This window comes from Tichowtungia aerotolerans, from assembly GCF_009905215.1.
Lineage (GTDB): Bacteria > Verrucomicrobiota > Kiritimatiellia > Kiritimatiellales > Tichowtungiaceae > Tichowtungia > Tichowtungia aerotolerans.
Genome location: NZ_CP047593.1, coordinates 2,941,287 through 2,958,226, shown reverse-complemented (window position 1 = coordinate 2,958,226; position 16,940 = coordinate 2,941,287). Strand labels below are relative to the sequence as shown.

The following is a 16,940-nucleotide window of genomic DNA, read 5'->3' as shown; positions in this document are numbered from 1 at the left end:
CAGGTCAACTCTGAAAACATAAATTTTTCTTTTGACCGACAATTTACGCGACAAGCCGATCTACATCTGAATAAATTGCCTTACAAACAACGCCTTATAACAAATTCTGTTCTCCATAACCCCACTTGTTTCCTATTGAAATATCTGGAAAACTAAATTGGATCATAAGTTGTTTGCTGAGCCGAATCATTGGAGCATAGAAATTTGTTCTGCGATTTCCTGCCAAGGAATATTTTCAGTCATGTGGCACCAAGAAAGCCTAAGGCTCTTCCTCAAAGACGGGGGCAAGGGCGATCCCTGACTGCTAAGGTAGCAGTTGGAATAAAAAGGAGATCGCTATGCCCCAAGAGAAGATAGACCTGGTCGGCCCCGGCATCAAGGTTCATTCCGTAGTCCGCCACGGTGGCGTGATGATTCATGCCGAGTACGTTGGCCCGGTGGCCTGTCCGCAATGCAGTTCAGAGCAGCTGCGCACTAAGGATCGATTTGTACGGAAGCTGCGTCATGAAAGCATTGGAACGAAAAACACCTGGCTGTACTTGACGCTGCGTAAATATCGCTGCGAAGACTGCAGACGCTATTTTAGGGCCCGAGTGCCCGGCCTGCTGCCGTACCGGCGCAGTACCGAGATGTTCCGTCAGGAGATCTTTATGGATCACCGTGACGGCATCAGCCAGCAACAGCTGCACCGCACCCGGCGGATCGGATCCGCTACTGTCGAGCGGTGGTTTCATGACCATCTGGAGCTTAAAGAGAAGATGTTTTCCAGCCGGTTGTGCCCGACGGTTCTGGGTATTGATGAACACTTCTTCACCAAGAAGCAGGGATACGCAACGACCTTCTGTGACCTGCAGAAGCATCGGATATTCGAGGTAGCCAAGGGACGATCGGAGCACTCCCTGCATAGCGCTCTGATGCGAATGAAAGGCCGAGAGCGCGTTCAGGTGGTCTGTATCGACCTTTCATCAAGCTATCGCAGCTTGGCTCGGAAGTATTTCCCGAATGCATTGATCGTCAGCGATCGGTTCCATGTGGTGCGAACCGTCATCCGCCATTTCCTCGACACATGGAAGCTACTTGACCCTGTAGGGCGTAAAAACCGTGGGCTGCTATCGCTGATGCGCCGAAAAGGCGAAAACCTGCGCCCGGAGCAGCAAGCCCGTCTGGAGCGATATTTTGAGCAGAACCCAGCGATTGGTATGGTGTACAAGGCCAAAGAGGAGCTATGCGAACTGCTCAACCAGAAGCATCGAACACAAAAGGACTGCCGGCCGCTAATCTCACGCCTGCTGTACTGGATCGATCAGCTGCGCAACAGTCCATTCGAGCCGTTGCGCACGCTGGGGGCCACATTGAGTTCCTGGCGCGATGAGATCGCCCGGATGTGGAGGTTCACCCGCAACAACGGCATTACAGAAGGCTTCCATACCAAGATGGAGCTGATTCAGAGAAGAGCCTACGGCTTTAGGAATTTCAGCAATTACAGATTGAGAGTAATTGTGATGTGTGGTTAATAAAAATTCGCCCTTGCCCCCGTCTTTGGGGAAGAGCCCCTTTTACAAAGTGCTGTTAATCAATATCTTCTGAGTGGTGGAGGTAAGGGGAGTCGAACCCCTGACCTCTTGAATGCCATCGCGCATTCCGTCGTTTCAAAAGAGATCATTCCGTTTCAGCAAGTCTCTCAACAAGAAGAATATACGAAAATGACCGAGCGATGTCAAGCAGGGTGAAAATGTTTGAAAAAAGGAGGTTTAGAACGGGTAAAAGCCACACTTTAGACCACACTTTTCAGACTGTTTCAGGCCCAATATCTTGAATAAACAGGAAGAGGTCGCCCGATTTTTGGGAAAATCGATCCAACCGCTCGATCTGTCGGCCAAAATCCAATTTCAAAGCCACACTTTCTGCCACACTTTTCAGAGCGTCTCAGAAACGATTATTCCTGGCTCACGATCTCCCAGCGCCCACCTTTTGCCGGGCCAATGCGTCTTAGAATACCTTGCGTTTGTAATTTTTGAATTGCCCGCTCAATTGAACGTTCTGTAACCCCTATCTTTTCAGCCAATTCAGGAATCGTTACTTGCCCGTTTTCCCCGACAATTTTTAGAATTTTCCCCGACGTTTTCCCCGACGTTTTCCCCGACGCTGTCGGTGTCCCCTGCCCTGCAGCTTCTTCAAACTCCGGCACACTGAGAATCATTTGGAATTCATCGCCTTCAATGAGCTGCGGATCGGCACCGCCATAGGTTTTTCCGTAACGCACCATATTGCGCATGCCGGAGCCGAGTTCGTCGGCCCGGTCGATTTCCCGGAAAAATGCACCGATGACGGGATTTTTCGGGTACGGCGCAAAGGTTTCAGGGTCAAGCGCACCAAATCCGTGCGGGCGGTTGGCATTAAAGGTGGTGACTTTGCCGTACTCAATCACCAGTCGGGCGGGAATGCCGCTGGCATATTCACGGTGGATCAACAAATTGGAGGCCACTTCGCGGAAAATGGCTTCGCGCAGGCTCTTCCGGTCCGTTCCTTCCAGATAGAACGGGTCGGGCAGGTGCTTGCGGACGAAATCGAGAATCCGGTCATAACTGTCGATAAGGTTGGTGCGAACCAGGTCGCGGTCGTCATAGCGGTCGACATTGACTTTGCGCAGAATCAAGTCGGTACGGTGCGCGGGACATACCTTCAGGATCTGGTCATCGGTTCCAAGTAGCATGACTCCGGCCAGTGTTACGCCCTGCTTACCGCTTTCGGGGTCGGCCTGATAGAGCTGCGCGCTTTTGACCAACTCCGCATCGTCCATCTCCACCCACGGATGATTTTTTCGATTGATCCGCACGTGTTTCCGACAGCGCTCAATCAGGTCGGCTCGGAGGTCTTTTATCTGAATCTGGTGATAAACCTTGTTTTCACTGTAGGTCGCCTGTTTGCGCTGATACAGCCGGGCGACCTGTGCCGTGTGGTCTGTAATATCCAGATCACCGTCTTCGTTGCGGTCGTAAATCCGGCCATTGCAGCGATGAACCTGCGAGCTCTCGGGAACATAGACATGCAGCAGTTTGGCCCCGTCCAGCTCGGCTTCGGCAATGGAAAGATAGGTGGGCGGACTGATTTTCTGCGGATTGTTGATTGCCGTGACAAAATCCTTTCGGATTTGATCAATGGCCGCCGGGTCAACTCCCGCCGGATTACCGTCGTCTTCCACCCCAAGCAAAATGATGCCGCCGTGGCGGTTGAGAAACGCACAGACGGTATCGTACACATCGCGGTTAATCGCGCTGCGGCAGGTCTTGAATTCCAGCGTCAGCCCTTCGCCCCCGCGAATCAGCTCCCGCAACTGTTCTGTATCGTAATTTCCAAACATCGGAAAACTTCTACCGTATTCTTCCAACCCTTGGAAGTCGCGAACCGAGACAGATTCATTTTTTACACAGCAGAGCTTTGGCGATACCGGCGATGCATCTTTATCGAATCCAGGACGTAATGGTTTTCAGGACGGTGATCAGACCGGTCGGGTTGGTGGAAAGCAAAACGATCAGGCTGGTGAGGAAGACCAGATTCCACTTTTCGAGTTTGGTAACCCGACCATTGGTTCGGGCAGCATGCGTGTGAATGGCATCGAGCTTTTCATCGATGCGGTCAAAGCGCTGCTGGCAACCGTCAGGAAGTTCGTCGCAGGATTTCATTAGACAGCTCCTTCTGTACGCAAAATTTCATCGAGTTTAAGACGGGGCGAAAAGTTGATGATGCCGGGCGAGACGCGCCACGGGGGAATGCGGTCGAGCAGTTTGAAGTCGACATGCATAAGGCCGGCAAAGGCAAGACAACTGCAGAACCATGCGTCGGGGTCGTAATCGTCTATTTTGAAGCTCTGCGGGTCGAAGGGCTGCGGGTCGTGCCGGGTGACAAAGCGGGTAATGCCGCCCCAGAAGGCGTACGGTTTGCCCTCCTGCTGAATGAGCCACGAGGTGAAGTCTTCGGCCTGCATGGAGGACAGCTCCGGCATGCTGTAGGCTTTGACAATCGTGCCGGGGGTGTGCTGCGCATGGAGAGAATCGACAATACGCACTCCGTCTTCCTCCCGGCTTTTCCAGGCTTCGCAGACGCGGCCGTCATCCAGTTCGATGGCGGTGTGCGACGTGCGGTTCCATGTGAAAAACCGAACGGTTTGGCTGAGGCGGCTGATTCCTTCGTATTGAAGAATTCTCATTGAATACCGTTAAAATCGTTAAAGGTTGAAAGCGTTAAAATTGATTACCATTGGATTGCGGCGACCTCTTCGATGGTGCTGACGGCATTGATCCGGGCGACAAGATCCGCTTCTTTGGCAAATTGAGCTTCAATGAAATCGTGCACGGCACTTTCAAGCGCGATGATGGTCGGCGCATCAAGCGTGATAAAGGTGCCATCCGCAGTTTTCCAGTTTTCCACGAGATACGCGGCGTTGGCCTGTGCCCGCAGCTTGGCGGCGGTCAGCAAGGAGCGGGTGCGCTCGTCGGTGCGCACAAACAGACCGCTATTGGGTTCGGTAAAGCCCGAAAACTCGGCTTCATAACGCGCGGAGGCTATCTCACGTTTTTTGAACATGGCCGCCTTTTCCAAAACAGACGGCGCAACCAACGTATAGCCCGCGGCCTCGGCTTCGGCCTTCATCGCTGCAATCGTCTGTCCGGCAGACGGCGCGAGCTTGTAGAACTGCCCGTCCTTCTTCCATTTTCCAAATCCTGTTTCAACAATTTTCATACGCATCCTCTCTATTCACCATCGACCACATTACTCCGGCGGCCTGCCCCTGCTCTTTGAGCATGTTTTCGCGGCGGCCTGCAAACAGGGCGCGAGCGACTTCTTCATCGGTCGGGTTCATTTCCAGCACCTCGCAGATTGCGCGGATCGTCGTTTCGGGGTTGGTGAGGGTCATGTTGTAATCAATGACGAGCTTCGCGCGCGAACATCCGACCTCGTTGTGGTGCTTCCATTTTCTGAAGCATTCCTCGCGGCTGCCGCCCCACCAGCAATCGGGCATTTCCTTTTCTGCCTTTTGTGTGGAGCGGAATACTTCTTCAAAATCCCGGCGCAGATAAATTTTCCAATGCGCGGGGGCAACCCGCAGATCGTGCGCCGCCCAGATGATCGGCTCTTTATGATACTTCCAGTTGCCCGCGTTCACCATTTGGGTAAATCCGGCCAGCTTGTTTAAAGAATGTCCGAACGTGGCGGGGATTCCGGTGCGCAGGGAAATGATTTCCCCGATCATCCGGCGCGTCCAATGGGAGCCGGAACGCGGAAACGATCCGATGACACAAAGACGGGAAATAAATTCTTTTTCCGCAGCCCTGTCTCTCTGGTTTAAGACAGTGCGCATTTGTAAATCCTGATTTTGCTGCTTGCCGGCCCCGCATGAGCATCTGTGTAGGAGGGATGCAAAGAATGAAAGGGAATCCAGTCCGCAAGAGAGACCAGCTTGCATGTATCACCCGCAGTCAATTCGAGCTGAATACGGAACTGTTTAGCACGAGAGTCGGGATGGGAATTTTGCCCGGGAATACTGGTTCCGTCGTCTTTAGGAAATTTTGAATAGTATATAAAGGTGTCGTTAATCAGCACGCCGAAGCCAAACGGGTAAACCGCGATGACCATAGTCGAACAAATCGGTTCTAAATGAACTCCTTCAACAACGAACTCATACACGCCGTCACTCGGAGCGGTAAATGCATCGGATGCCCAGCAGTTTTCGGGGTCAAAAACTTCTATCGGTGTAAACTGGCCGCATCCAATTTTGGTATGATGCGTCCCGAAAAGAAACGTAGAGCCTCCACTGCTGTTAAGTTTCAACTCGACAAGCAGTTCGTTTCCTGCGCCGCCTGCTTCAGGCTCAGCCTTTTGGCCGTCTAGAATCCATGAATTACTCATTGTGCGGCCTTTCGAATGATTTCGACGGTGCCGTTGGTGGCAGTTGATGTGACGGTCAGTACGTCATTTAAGTTGAAGGGATAGGCCACATCGGGAATCCAGACTGCAGTCTGGTTGCCGGACAGATCGACGGTGGCGAGCTGAAAGCTCGTGCCTCCGGTTTCGCGGGTGACGGTCACGGTTCCTGAGACTGAAGACTCAAAGCGGAACAAAACGGCAACCGGAACCCAGGACGCATGTTTCTGCGTGTTGGTGACGGAGACCGTGCCGCTGTCCAGAGAGTGAAGGCTGCTCATGCCAAAGATCGTTTGCATTGATGGACTCCTTTATTCGGGGATATCTTCAAGGGAGGCGTAAGACGGTGACGGCTGGGACGAAATAATTATCGGGATCGAGCCCATCCAGACGGCACGAAGGAATACATCGGCTCGGATGGCGGCAGCGTTTTCCGCCTCGGAAAGCGTCAGACCGATTTCCTTTTTCAGCTCAAATAGAATCGTGGTCTGCGCATGGCGCACGCACGACTCATGAACCGCCGAAGCCGACGTGTCGGGAACCGGCAACGCATTGGCTTCCATCGCGCTGCGATACTCGGTCGTGGTCATGCTGATGATGTCAGCCAGCCGCCCGGCTTTCCCCGGATTATCCGAGAGCCACGCCTGATAGGACGCATAAACCGTCGGGTTCATGATCGATTCGATGTATGAGACTGTGAGTTCTTTCCACATGGGTTTTACCGTTAAAATCGTTGAAGGTTTAAATCGTTAAAAACGAAGGGCGCGGTCACCGCCCGCACCTACAAAGGAAACGGGCGGCAACCCACAGGTTAGGCGGCGGAGACGTTGATGCGTTTGGCCGCGCTGGAATTGGAGACCTGAACGTCTTCGGACCAGTCGAACTTGGCGACTTCGACGCGGCCATCGTCGCGCTGGTAGGAGCCGGGAACCATGAAGCGGTTCATGAGACGGAAGGTCTTCATGAAGGACGGATCGCGGCGGGTCGGCTGCGCTTTGCGGGCGAAGACAAGCACGACGGAATCGAGCAGGAATTGAACATCCTCATCGACGCCTTCGGGCGCATCGTCGAACACCATGTAGCTGGTGCGCACTTCGGGCGAACCGATGAACAGTTCACCGGCGTTGGACTGGGTCGGCACAGCCAGCCCCACCCCACTGCGGGCACCGCTGCCGACGACAAAACGCCCGCGGACTTTAGCTTGATTTTTGAACACGTTCCATGCAGACGCACCGAACAGGACACCAATGTTCATCAGCGAGCCGTATTTGCAGGCTTTGATGACGTCGAGGATGGAGTCATCAATATCGGCAACCGGGTCGGCGGCATCATTCCAGGTTGCATCAGCACCGGGGCCAATAGATTCGACGGCAAGATCAATGACTGTTTTTTCGTGTGCGAGCGCAGCAACTTCAGCTACAGCGACCGCTCCTTCACGGAGCATGTTTTCGAGCCCTTCAGCTTCAAGCTGCTCGAGATTATCGACCGGATAATCGAGGGCGTGCGGTTCGCAGTTGAAGGTCTGGTCGGACACTTCAAAGCGCAGTTCGGACGCCCGGCCTCCAAGCGTCCGAAGAGTCTTCGGAATATGGAAACGGTGTTTTTCGGTGTACTTTTTGAATCGTCCGGTCGAAGTCGGCACTTCGATGGTCGGGGCGATGAAGTCCGCCACGGGCATGATGGCGCTTTGAGCGGCACCCTGCGCGAACTGGCGGAGCATCGGGCTGGAGCTGATAGTAGATAAACGGGACATGGGGCTCTCCTTTAGTTAGAAATGCTGGTTAGGCAACGGTGATGGTTCCGAGGTTGGCGGGACGGGCGAGTACGAGCTGGGTGTCGATGCCAGCCTCTTCGGCGATGGCTACGACACGGTAGGTTCCGGCATCCTCGGGGAGGACAATCACTTTGCCGGGCTGTCCTTCGACTGTCGGATCGGCAAGCACGAGGGTATCGCCCGGGTTGCAGGTCCCGATGAGCGGCAGCCGTACGTTGGCGGCACCCGTGATAGGAAGGAAGTAGCCGGTTGCACCGATGGCGGCACCTTCAAGCACGAGGTAAAGCGCAAGCGCGGTCAGAGAATCCGGCAGAAGCATCTGCGGGGTTCCGGTATCGTGACTGAGAACTGCTAAGTGATCGGCAGCGGCGGTGAGGTCTTCGCCGCAATTGAACGGGACGGGACCAAATTTGACGTTGGACTGGGACATGGTGCTCTCCTTTCAGTCGAGAGTTATTGGTTAACAGTTATGAGTTCAGAGTTGGGTTAATCAGCGAGTTCCTGTTCGGCGCGACGGAAGGCTTCTGTGTAAGCGACACTTTCCGTCTTCATGATCTCGGCAGCACGGTTACGGATTTTTACCGCGTTGGATTCGTTGGCGACAGCATCACGATTCCGGGTTGCCGCGACTTTCGAATCACGGTTATGCAGCGGCTGCGGACGAGCTGCCGGTACGGCAGGAGCCGGGGGTGCGGGTTCTGCCGGAGCCTTGAGGTTTTTGAATACCGCCTCGGTCAGTTCGCGGTTTTCAATAAACCGGGCGCGGACTTCATCACGGTTTTCGATCAGATCGGCGTTGTCTTCGCAGAAGGCATCGGCGTCTGCTTCGAGCTGGGCGGTCTGCAGATCGGCAAGCGAAGTCTCAGCGGTTTCCGCCCGGTTGGTTAGCACGGCAGCTTCGTCCGCCGTTGCCATATTTTCAATGGCGGCGATCAGATCGGCCTCGGCGGTGTCGGCAGGCAGATTCAGTTTGTTGAGCAAAGCATCAATGACAGGTTGCATGGGTTTCTCCTTTTGAATTTTGCCTAAAGCCGAAAAATCAAACGGCTCGGCGGGGTTTCGGTTCGAAAGAGGCAAAATGCCCTTTAAATTGGGGTCATTGGTGACGGCCGCATTCAAAAGGCACACCGGACGCAGGCGATCATTTCCAAGGTCTTCGCAATCAGATTTCGCCCAGACCGGAGAGAGGAAGCGATAGCGCCCGCCCTTGACGGCGGCTTCGCCGGTATCGCTCCAACGAATCTGGGCGAACAGCCCTCCTCCGTTCGGAATCAATTTTAAATCAGTAATCCAGCCTGCGGCTTCGGAATGCTTGGCGGCATCGAGGGAGAAATGATCGAAGTCGATCAGGAGGCCGGGGAAATTATCGGAAGCGTTTTTGATTGTCTCAAACGCTGTCACCATTCGGTTACAGGCGGCCTCGTCAATGATCTGGGTGACTCCGGCGGCAGCATGGGGAAACTCGCCCAGCGGGGCGAGCTGATACCATCCGTCCTCAGGAAGTTCGAAATTGCGGTTCAAAATTAAATTCATGCCCTATGGGCAAAAATCAAACAGACTGTTTTTCCGTAAGGGTGTAGCCGGTCTTTTCGGATAGTTCGGCGGGATCTACATCGAGCCCGGCGGATTTAAGCTGGACGGCATCTTCAACGAGCTGACGGGATTCCTCGTTGAGGCCGGGTGAAAATTCAAAGTAGGCCAGCGGCGGCTGTCCGGGAAAAAACTCGGCAAGCAGCGGGACGTCAATAGCGTTTTGGAGCACCCCAGCCAGCGAAACCGCATCCGATTTTGCAATCTGATGAAAGCTGTTCTGATGCGCACTTCCGGCGAGCGTTCCACTGCCGGGTTGGGCCAGCATGGTCAGCAGTCCGCCGGTAGCGGCAATGGTAATCTGCTCATCAAGATATTTAATCAGCTGTTGGAACGGCGGCTTTTCTCCGCCGCCGGTCACAAACTTGATGTCGCTGTCGTGCGGTAGGAATCCGCGCCCGTTGGAAAGAATCTGCTCAGCAACAGCCTGATATTCCTTCTGTTTCGTTTCATCGGCATTGGGCGGACCAACCAGAAAGATGGACGGGATGCCATAGACCGACAGAAATGCATCCCAATCCGTCTGGGATAGATTCTTGCGCAGGTAGAGAACGCTCAAAATTCGGTCGAGCGCAGGCGATTCCAAGACAATGAAGTTATAATCTTCAATAGTTACTCCCCTCCGATGCCCCGAAATGGCACCATCGTTGTATTCCCAATCGCCGAACAGGCCGTCACGCACCCAGAACCACTGTTCGACCGGCTCAAGGCGTTCGATCAGCCCGCCGGGGCTCCAGTGTTTTTCGAGATGGGCAAAGCCACGGAAGAAGCCGGTAAAAAGAAAGGAAACCGCTTCTCGGAAATTGTCGATGTTATCGTAAACCATGCGCAGGAAATCGGCCTGCTCCTGAGCGAGCGGGTTGTCGTCTTCCTGCGAAACAACGCGCACATCCCAGTCGAGAGCGAGCAGCGCGGCCCGCCGCCGCTGAATTACCGAATGGATCATCGCATCCGAGCGTTCCATGTAGTAGTAGAACCATTGAAGATCGGCGTACTCGCCGCGCTCGCCGGACTCCTGCAAGGCGACAAGCCGCTGCATGTTCAGTCCGCGCAGCGGATTGGTTGAGTCTCGATAGCCATGGTCTTTTGTGGAACAGAGATAACGCATAAAATTCTCACTTTGTTTGTGCCATAAAGGCAAAAATCAAATCAGCCGGGCAGTATGCGCGGCCGCCGGGCGAACGGTGAAAAGCGTCCTTTCGGAGCAAGCGGGATCATCGGCCCGACGGACTGGGTTTCCCATCGGCGGTGATTGGCGAGAGCGAGCGCCATGACGCAATCATCGTGGAAGCCGCTCGGGGCATTGTAGCTCAATCGGCCGCGGGCAGAGATTTCGTATTCGTAGCGCTGCATTTCGTTCGTTAAGACCTGCCACTCTTCCGGCCAGCTCACCTTCTGCTGTTCGACGGCGACAATCAGCCGCTGAACCAGCTCCACTTTGGACTGAGCGGTAAACTTGAACGGTTCGATGTTGGAATACCGCCGTGCCAGATCGTCGTAGATCGGATCGCCGGCGCCGGTTGCATCCAGAATGATGCGCCCGCGCCATTTGCGGGCGAACTCAAGGATGCGGTCTTTCTGGATCGGCCAATCGAGCTGATTAAAGCGTTCCATGTCGAAGCAGCGCCCAGTGCGCTGATTCATGGCGACGAGCACGGTAAAATCGGTGTGCTTGGCCACATCGCATCCGATGACCACCGCCCCCGCGCGGTCTTCGCGGGTTAAAGCCCTCTGAGGAAACAAACAGGACGATACGTTGCGGAAAACTCCGGCACTGTCTTCCAGGAACTGCGCTTCGTATTCCTGCTGGAACACATCGGCGGGCAGTGTCCGTTTGGCATCCTCCCATTCCGAGACAGGAAAAAACGGATTGTCGATGCTGGGGAACCGGAAGGATTCATAATCCGGCTCATACGGATCTTCACCGCGGGTGAACAGATCGTAAAACCAATTGCGTCCTTTGGGCGTGGAGATAAACACGGCCCACCCCAACGTCTGGGCGATGGTCGGACGCAGAATGTATGTCCAAACATCCGGCGGAATCACCGCCGCCTCATCGACGACAATGCCTTTGAAGCCGTAACCACGAATATTTTCGGGGTTGTCGGCGGAAAGAAACCAGACCCGGCTGGTTCCATTCGGGCTGGTGAATTCCAAGCGTGACGGAGTCCGTCCGCTGAAGCGCAGAAACTCCGGCTCAAAGGCTTCCTGAAATGCCTCACGCCCACGGTCGGCAACGTTGTAAGTCGGCGCGATCCATCCGTAATCTCCGGGCTCTAAGACTCCGCGCTCGGCGACTTCGCGGGCAAGGCAGAGGGTTTTCCCGAACCGTCGTCCGGTACAGACAATGCGGAATCGCGCTTTTGAGAGATGTATTCTGAGCTGTCCTCGATGGGGGCGGTATCGGTGAGGAGTTTCCATTTGAACTCTCCGTTGTTTTCAAGTGAGAGCGTTGCTTCCTTGGGAAGCAGCGGCATGATAATGCGGCGGAAGAACCAAACGGGGTCGCGCTCCAGCGATTTCTGGAGACCGTCACGAAGCGTTTCCATAACGCCAGCGTCTTTAAGCATGGAGTCGAGCTCTGCGAGAGCGAGCATGCGCCCGCTACGCGGCCCTTTTTTGCTGCCTGCGGGGTTGCCTGATTGTCCGGGTTTAAATTTCATGCCCTAAGGGCAAAAATCAAACGGCGCGTGCCGGTTGAGGTTTCAGGGTGTTTCAACCACCCTGCTTGATGCAGAATAATACAGGGCGCGGCGCGCCCGCGACGCGCCCGGAAGGGGGGACCCTCTGGGGGGGAACCCATCGGCATTGCCGATTTTCAAATTGCCGATTGATGATCGGCTGAAACATTCTGAAACGGACCTGACTCCAACGTTCCAGTCAGTCGATGCATCTTCGATGGCCACCCACCCCCGCCCTTCGGGCACCCCCTCCCTCCGCGACCCGCGGGCGCGGGCGCTTTCCGAGAGCTGGAACGTTTTCACTCGAAGGTGGGAAGCAGGCTGAGCCTGCACCCCGACAATTTTCCAAGTGTTGAAAAAAACGGCTCTGAGTTTTCCAGAGGTCGGAAGAATTCCGGATCAGGTTTTCCGAGGATTGGAAATTTTACGGCTGCCTTTTCCGAGCATTGGAAAAATTGCTGGCCGTTTTTCCAGACCTTGGAAGTATTTTTTCCAAGGGTTGGAAAGCCGTGCGAAGCGCCCTTCGACCGGGCTCAGGACAGGCGTTCGCGCCGGGGCTTGCGGGTGTGTGGGCTTGCGGTTTCTGCCCGGCGTTTTTCGGCGTGAGGTGTTCAGGGCTTTTCTTCAGGGACAATACCTTGCCCCCGGCAGGGGAGCCGGACTGCGAGCCTGCGAGCGACCCGGCGTGCCGCTATTGCGGCGAGTTTCCGGCGGCGGCACTTGGGCGGGCATCTTCGGGCGGGATGGTGCCCGCCGACGGATTCTCAGGGGTGAACGGAAGCGGGGGCTGGCCGCCATAGTGTTGCCTGCAGGTCGCCCGGGCGCTTCGCGCTGCCGGTCGGTTCGGTTGGGCTTCAGCCTGCGTTGGGCGCGACCGGAATGCAGGCTCCGCTGGGCGGACCAGCCCCTGCTGGAGAGAACCCCTCCCCCCACTGGACTTGACTACACACGGGGCTGGCGCGGTTTGTGCCCCAAGCACAAACCGTGACAGCTATGGGGAAAGGGGGTGAGGCCGAAGGCCGAGGGGGAGACGGGGCGCCGAAAGGGCGTATTCGCCCGAAGGCCGCTGGGGCTCCCCCTGAGTGAACGCGCAGAGGGAAGGCACGTGCGAGAAACGAGCCGTGCCGGGTTGGAGCGAGGAAAGCGGGGTTTGATCCCCCGCCACCAAACGAACATAAGTGGTTTTTATGCGATGTTTCGGCCTCTAGGTGAGGTACGAACTGGCCGACACGTGCGGTATTCCGCGGACGCATAAAAACAACTTATGTGCGTCTGGGGCTTTCCGAGCGTCCGTGCCGGGAGCCCGGCACCCGACAAGTTGAGCGGAGCGATCCGAGGGAGGCCAACCGGGAACAATCTGGACCGGAAGGAGGTACGACTGATGGTTCAGTTTGTGGACGGTTTTCAAAGGCCGACTGAGGGGAAGTCCGTGAAGCGATGGCTCGCACCGACTGCCCGGGAGTTCCCTGCCCCGGTGTCTGCGACATGAGGTACGAATGGCGCAGGCTGAGGGGCCGGTGGACGGCGGGCTGCGGGGCGGGACGGCGCTTGACGGACTTCAAGGTGGCGCTTGTTCCGCCACCCGACAATTTGAGCGGATGCGATCCGAGGGAGGCCAACCGGAAGGCAGTCTGAAAGAAAGAATGGGGGTTCCGTAGGGACCGGTACCATTCTTTCTTTCAGTCTGCCGACGGTTCAAAAGGCCCGACCGAGGCGGAGACCAGCGAGCCGAACTTTGACGCAGGATCTTCCTCGCTGGATGAAATGAGGTACGAATGGAATCCAGGAGGAAGTCCGGAGACAAAGGGCGGCTGGCTGGGCTCCGTACAGCAGGAAATCATGACAGTGTATTCACTGGCAGGATTTCTGCCATGCCTGCCTACGGGAACGCCAACGCTTCCGCTTAGCCGCTTTCTCAGGGAAAAGATACTCCAGCGCCGGACAATCGCGCATGGCGATCTTGTGGCGCATCTCCGCCAGTTGGATCGACGTGCCCTGACGTTCGGCGATCTCCTTGTACCGCATGCCCTGAAGTCGCCAGGAAACGACATCGCGCTGTTCAACGGGGAGCTTCATAAGCGACTGCAAAAAATCGGTCAGGATGGATACCGGCATGTGTTTGGCCAACTGGTCTTCCAGTTTCGTGCGCTCGAACGCGGGATCAGCGGAAGGAACCGGCGGATGATCATCGTCCAGCTCAACCGAGTAAAACGTATCCTCACCCAACTTGCAGGTGGCACAGGGCAATTCCTCCCAAGGGGTGGAATCATGCTTGCCGCTGAGGATGGCTTTGTAATGGGGGCAGGAGTGGCAGGTCATGGGAAAGCTTCGCTTTCAGATATTGGTTATTGGAAATTGGTTATTTGGGCGACAGGAAGGAACAAAGCTGGCTGAGAACCTGCGGTGCGGATGAGCAGACAGGAGTGTCTGCTCCACGGTAGAGAAAAGGACACAAAGGTGGAAAAAACGGGAAAATCGGAGCTCGGACGCTTCGGACGGTTGCGCTCAACTCTTATTATAGAAAATTCACTTTTCTGTATTTTTTCCACGTAAGAACTTTTCGACAACCGTCCGAACCGTCCGGGAAAAGAGATAAAGAGGATCATCAACATAGTTCATCTCCATAGTTGGGAGTCTGGCCGACAAGCCGAACGTGTGAGTAGCCGCGCTGATTTTTTCCGTCACGTCGTATATCGTTTCGTCGTGATGCACGGTGAATTTCCATCATGGTATCGACAACGGCAGTTTCGAAACGGCGACGGGAGCGGGCTTCCCAGCCACGGGAGTCGCAGTAGTCAAAGTAGGCGGCAGTCAGTTCGGATACAGTGATTGAGGACAGGGAATCGGCTTTTTCGACGCATTCACGAACGAAGGCGCGTACAGAGTCGGATTCGGCAAGCAGGTCTTCGATTCGTTTGATCTGGTTTTCCGAAAGCTGGACGGAACCGTGTTGTTCAAGGTCGGACAGCAGAGCGACGGCCCCGTCGATCATCCATCGCAGGATACCGGGCCCCTCCTCTTCAAGCAGGCGGGTGGCAAAAAACGGAATACGCTTTGCAACTGGCGGTTGATCAAAGTCGATGATGAGCAGGCGTCGTCGCCAGGCTGCGGCATCGCCATCAAGCCGGACACAAAGCCGACTGTTGGAGGTGATAATCGAGTTGAATTCGCCTCGGATAGAGACCGGCAGGTTCCCACCTTTGACTTCTCCTTCGAGGCGGTCACCGCCGACCAGAGATTTAAGAACGTAGGCACCTTTGGTATCGAGAAAGTTGCCCGCTACGTCTTTTCCGGACAACAATGTCCGCCCCAGGAAGCGTGATGACTCAAACCGGGAAGTAAGCTGTTCAACCCGGAGCTGGGATACGTTTTCTTCCCCGATGATGTTTTCGATGATTTCACACAAGGTGGATTTTCCGCCGCCGGCAGTACCGCGAATAAGCAAAAGGGTCTGGGACGCATTACGACCGAGCAGGCACTGCCCCGCGTATTTCTGGAGCAGCTGAATGTCATCCGTCGACAAGGCAGGCTCCAGCAGCTCGCCGAGAAAGCGCGGACATTGGGCATCCGGTTTCCAAGGATAGGAAGAACGGTTGCGGGAATAATAACGGGAAGAAAATATGCCCAGATGCGGTGGGGCCTGCACATCGATGTTAAGCATGCCGTTGGAGAGATGGATACAGTTATCTGATTTGGACCAACCGTCCTGTTTTTCGATCATGCCTTTTAGCAGGTTGGTAATTGCAGCCAAGACGTTCTGACCGCACTTGGACTGGAGGTGGACTGATGAAAGAAGATTGAGCATCTGCCCCAGCGCTGTCCCGACCCGCTGCACAATGACGGCATCGGTACGCTGGACCCACAGGCCGAACGCAGGATCGTATTCGTAAAAACATTGAAGGGACGGATCAAACAAAAGGGTTAAGGTCTGGGCACACCATCCGGTTGCAAACTGTTGATTCACCGACACGGGCTGCCCTTTTGACCCACGGGAAAAGGCATCGCCATAGTTCATGGCCAGTCGTTTGAGCATGGCGAATTCAGGCGGTTCAACCTCCGGGCACCAATCCACTCCCATGGTGAGCAGCTCGGCTTTGATCTGGGCATCTGACAAACCTTCTTCACGCAAAACAGCGATCAGGTCGTAAGCATCGGATTTTTCGGCAAGATGGGACAGTTCGATACGGCGGATGGATTCCGGTCTTCCGAGTTCGTAAATGTGCGCAACAACGTCTTCGATGTATTTGCGGCCCGCATCGTCATTGTCGGGCATAGTGATCAGGTCGCGTCCGACCAACGGCGACCAGTCAGTCTTTTTCCAGGCATTGGAACCGTGGGCGGAAGTGGTGGCCAGCAATCCGAGTTCAGTCAGCGCATCGGCTGCTTTTTCACCTTCGACCAGGAAAACCGGTTCTTCGGGACGCTGCTGGATGGCTTCGAGACGGTAAAGCGGCCAGCCGTTCGGTGGATCACCGACCGCACCGCCGGACGGAGTTGCGTGAACGGGGACATACTGTTTGCCCTGTGAACCATCGGAGGGGTCAAAACGGAAAACACCGGCCAGCATTTGTCCATCTTTTGAATAAGAATGGAATGATGTCTGGCGCATCGGCCGTTTGGAGCGGTACTGCGCTGCTCTTTCCGACTTCCGGGCAAGATCCGACACATTCAGGGAAAACATTGTTCCAGAGTCTGGAAACAGATCGGCCATGGTCAGGTTCATGGCAGCAAGCACCTGCTCCGTTGCGCATCCAGCATGGCATTTGATCAAGATACGCCCGTCATCACCTTCAGTAATGCTGAGGCTCGGCGAATGGTCTTCATGCGCCGGACAGCATGCCTTCCAGCCTCCGGAACATTTGGAGACGTTTTTCAGGCAGGACAGGAAATCGGAAGTGTTCATTGGGATTCGTTCAAATCGTTAAAGGTTGAAAGCGTTAAAGGCGAAAGACCCCACCCCGCCCTACGGGCAC

General features: G+C 55.2%; 17 protein-coding genes. 1 reads left to right on the top strand and 16 read right to left on the bottom strand.

The genetic code is table 11. The features are described from left to right. Positions 1–338 precede the first annotated feature (338 nt). Positions 339–1,514 (top strand): ISL3 family transposase, encoded by a 1,176-nt coding sequence (locus GT409_RS12075; protein ID WP_160629329.1) that lies wholly within the window; start codon positions 339–341, stop codon positions 1,512–1,514. Positions 1,515–1,936: 422 nt separating this feature from the next. Here GT409_RS12075 and GT409_RS12070 read toward each other — a convergent pair whose 3' ends face one another. From GT409_RS12070 to GT409_RS12000, 16 genes are all read right to left on the bottom strand, one after another. Then, on the bottom strand, positions 1,937–3,361 hold the full coding sequence (locus GT409_RS12070) for an RNA-binding domain-containing protein (protein ID WP_160629328.1): 1,425 nt from the start codon (positions 3,359–3,361) through the stop codon (positions 1,937–1,939). A gap of 100 nt (positions 3,362–3,461) precedes the next feature. Beyond that, the gene (locus GT409_RS12065) at positions 3,462–3,683 is read right to left on the bottom strand and encodes a hypothetical protein (RefSeq protein WP_160629327.1); all 222 of its coding nucleotides are present in this window, start codon (positions 3,681–3,683) and stop codon (positions 3,462–3,464) included. Beyond that, a complete protein-coding gene (locus tag GT409_RS12060) occupies positions 3,683–4,207 on the bottom strand; it encodes a C40 family peptidase (protein ID WP_160629326.1) in 525 nt (174 codons plus the stop codon). Before GT409_RS12060 ends, GT409_RS12065 begins: the two co-directional genes overlap by 1 nt. Before the next feature lie 44 nt (positions 4,208–4,251). After that, positions 4,252–4,740, bottom strand: coding sequence for a DUF4376 domain-containing protein (locus GT409_RS12055; RefSeq protein WP_160629325.1), 489 nt, complete (start codon positions 4,738–4,740; stop codon positions 4,252–4,254). Beyond that, positions 4,727–5,359: a hypothetical protein gene (locus GT409_RS12050; RefSeq protein ID WP_160629324.1), complete on the bottom strand. Its 633-nt coding sequence runs from the start codon at positions 5,357–5,359 to the stop codon at positions 4,727–4,729. Before GT409_RS12050 ends, GT409_RS12055 begins: the two co-directional genes overlap by 14 nt. Beyond that, positions 5,344–5,907 carry a hypothetical protein gene (locus GT409_RS12045; RefSeq protein ID WP_160629323.1) on the bottom strand — a complete coding sequence of 188 codons (564 nt, stop codon included), beginning with the start codon at positions 5,905–5,907 and terminating at the stop codon, positions 5,344–5,346. Before GT409_RS12045 ends, GT409_RS12050 begins: the two co-directional genes overlap by 16 nt. Further along, entirely contained in the window at positions 5,904–6,221 is a 318-nt protein-coding gene (locus tag GT409_RS12040; RefSeq protein ID WP_160629322.1) for a hypothetical protein, read from the bottom strand. The genes GT409_RS12045 and GT409_RS12040 overlap by 4 nt, the downstream gene beginning before the upstream one ends. Positions 6,222–6,233: 12 nt before the next feature. Beyond that, a complete protein-coding gene (locus GT409_RS12035) occupies positions 6,234–6,635 on the bottom strand; it encodes a hypothetical protein (protein WP_160629321.1) in 402 nt (133 codons plus the stop codon). A 98-nt stretch (positions 6,636–6,733) separates the two neighbouring features. Further along, complete coding sequence (locus GT409_RS12030; RefSeq protein WP_160629320.1) at positions 6,734–7,675, bottom strand: hypothetical protein; 942 nt, start codon at positions 7,673–7,675, stop codon at positions 6,734–6,736. A gap of 28 nt (positions 7,676–7,703) precedes the next feature. After that, a complete protein-coding gene (locus GT409_RS12025) occupies positions 7,704–8,126 on the bottom strand; it encodes a hypothetical protein (RefSeq protein ID WP_160629319.1) in 423 nt (140 codons plus the stop codon). A gap of 56 nt (positions 8,127–8,182) precedes the next feature. Continuing rightward, positions 8,183–9,229: a phage protease gene (locus tag GT409_RS12020; RefSeq protein WP_160629318.1), complete on the bottom strand. Its 1,047-nt coding sequence runs from the start codon at positions 9,227–9,229 to the stop codon at positions 8,183–8,185. 16 nt (positions 9,230–9,245) lie between these two features. Further along, positions 9,246–10,394: a phage portal protein family protein gene (locus tag GT409_RS12015; RefSeq protein ID WP_160629317.1), complete on the bottom strand. Its 1,149-nt coding sequence runs from the start codon at positions 10,392–10,394 to the stop codon at positions 9,246–9,248. 41 nt (positions 10,395–10,435) lie between these two features. Continuing rightward, positions 10,436–11,635 carry a terminase large subunit domain-containing protein gene (locus tag GT409_RS12010; RefSeq protein WP_233231661.1) on the bottom strand — a complete coding sequence of 400 codons (1,200 nt, stop codon included), beginning with the start codon at positions 11,633–11,635 and terminating at the stop codon, positions 10,436–10,438. Beyond that, complete coding sequence (locus GT409_RS15940; protein WP_233231551.1) at positions 11,563–11,949, bottom strand: hypothetical protein; 387 nt, start codon at positions 11,947–11,949, stop codon at positions 11,563–11,565. Before GT409_RS15940 ends, GT409_RS12010 begins: the two co-directional genes overlap by 73 nt. A 1,869-nt stretch (positions 11,950–13,818) precedes the next feature. Then, on the bottom strand, positions 13,819–14,286 hold the full coding sequence (locus GT409_RS12005; protein WP_160629315.1) for an RNA polymerase sigma factor: 468 nt from the start codon (positions 14,284–14,286) through the stop codon (positions 13,819–13,821). A gap of 286 nt (positions 14,287–14,572) precedes the next feature. Then, the gene (locus tag GT409_RS12000; RefSeq protein WP_160629314.1) at positions 14,573–16,870 is read right to left on the bottom strand and encodes a DUF5906 domain-containing protein; all 2,298 of its coding nucleotides are present in this window, start codon (positions 16,868–16,870) and stop codon (positions 14,573–14,575) included. Between the last annotated feature and the right edge of the window lie 70 nt (positions 16,871–16,940).

Excerpts from the sequence above, each read along its gene's own strand:
- GT409_RS12075 (WP_160629329.1), top strand. The coding sequence starts at position 339 with ATGCCCCAAGAGAAGATAGACCTGGTCGGCCCCGGCATCAAGGTTCAT.
- GT409_RS12070 (WP_160629328.1), bottom strand. The coding sequence starts at position 3,361 with ATGTTTGGAAATTACGATACAGAACAGTTGCGGGAGCTGATTCGCGGG.
- GT409_RS12065 (WP_160629327.1), bottom strand. The coding sequence starts at position 3,683 with ATGAAATCCTGCGACGAACTTCCTGACGGTTGCCAGCAGCGCTTTGAC.
- GT409_RS12060 (WP_160629326.1), bottom strand. The coding sequence starts at position 4,207 with ATGAGAATTCTTCAATACGAAGGAATCAGCCGCCTCAGCCAAACCGTT.
- GT409_RS12055 (WP_160629325.1), bottom strand. The coding sequence starts at position 4,740 with ATGAAAATTGTTGAAACAGGATTTGGAAAATGGAAGAAGGACGGGCAG.
- GT409_RS12050 (WP_160629324.1), bottom strand. The coding sequence starts at position 5,359 with ATGCGCACTGTCTTAAACCAGAGAGACAGGGCTGCGGAAAAAGAATTT.
- GT409_RS12045 (WP_160629323.1), bottom strand. The coding sequence starts at position 5,907 with ATGAGTAATTCATGGATTCTAGACGGCCAAAAGGCTGAGCCTGAAGCA.
- GT409_RS12040 (WP_160629322.1), bottom strand. The coding sequence starts at position 6,221 with ATGCAAACGATCTTTGGCATGAGCAGCCTTCACTCTCTGGACAGCGGC.
- GT409_RS12035 (WP_160629321.1), bottom strand. The coding sequence starts at position 6,635 with ATGTGGAAAGAACTCACAGTCTCATACATCGAATCGATCATGAACCCG.
- GT409_RS12030 (WP_160629320.1), bottom strand. The coding sequence starts at position 7,675 with ATGTCCCGTTTATCTACTATCAGCTCCAGCCCGATGCTCCGCCAGTTC.
- GT409_RS12025 (WP_160629319.1), bottom strand. The coding sequence starts at position 8,126 with ATGTCCCAGTCCAACGTCAAATTTGGTCCCGTCCCGTTCAATTGCGGC.
- GT409_RS12020 (WP_160629318.1), bottom strand. The coding sequence starts at position 9,229 with ATGAATTTAATTTTGAACCGCAATTTCGAACTTCCTGAGGACGGATGG.
- GT409_RS12015 (WP_160629317.1), bottom strand. The coding sequence starts at position 10,394 with ATGCGTTATCTCTGTTCCACAAAAGACCATGGCTATCGAGACTCAACC.
- GT409_RS15940 (WP_233231551.1), bottom strand. The coding sequence starts at position 11,949 with ATGAAATTTAAACCCGGACAATCAGGCAACCCCGCAGGCAGCAAAAAA.
- GT409_RS12005 (WP_160629315.1), bottom strand. The coding sequence starts at position 14,286 with ATGACCTGCCACTCCTGCCCCCATTACAAAGCCATCCTCAGCGGCAAG.
- GT409_RS12000 (WP_160629314.1), bottom strand. The coding sequence starts at position 16,870 with ATGAACACTTCCGATTTCCTGTCCTGCCTGAAAAACGTCTCCAAATGT.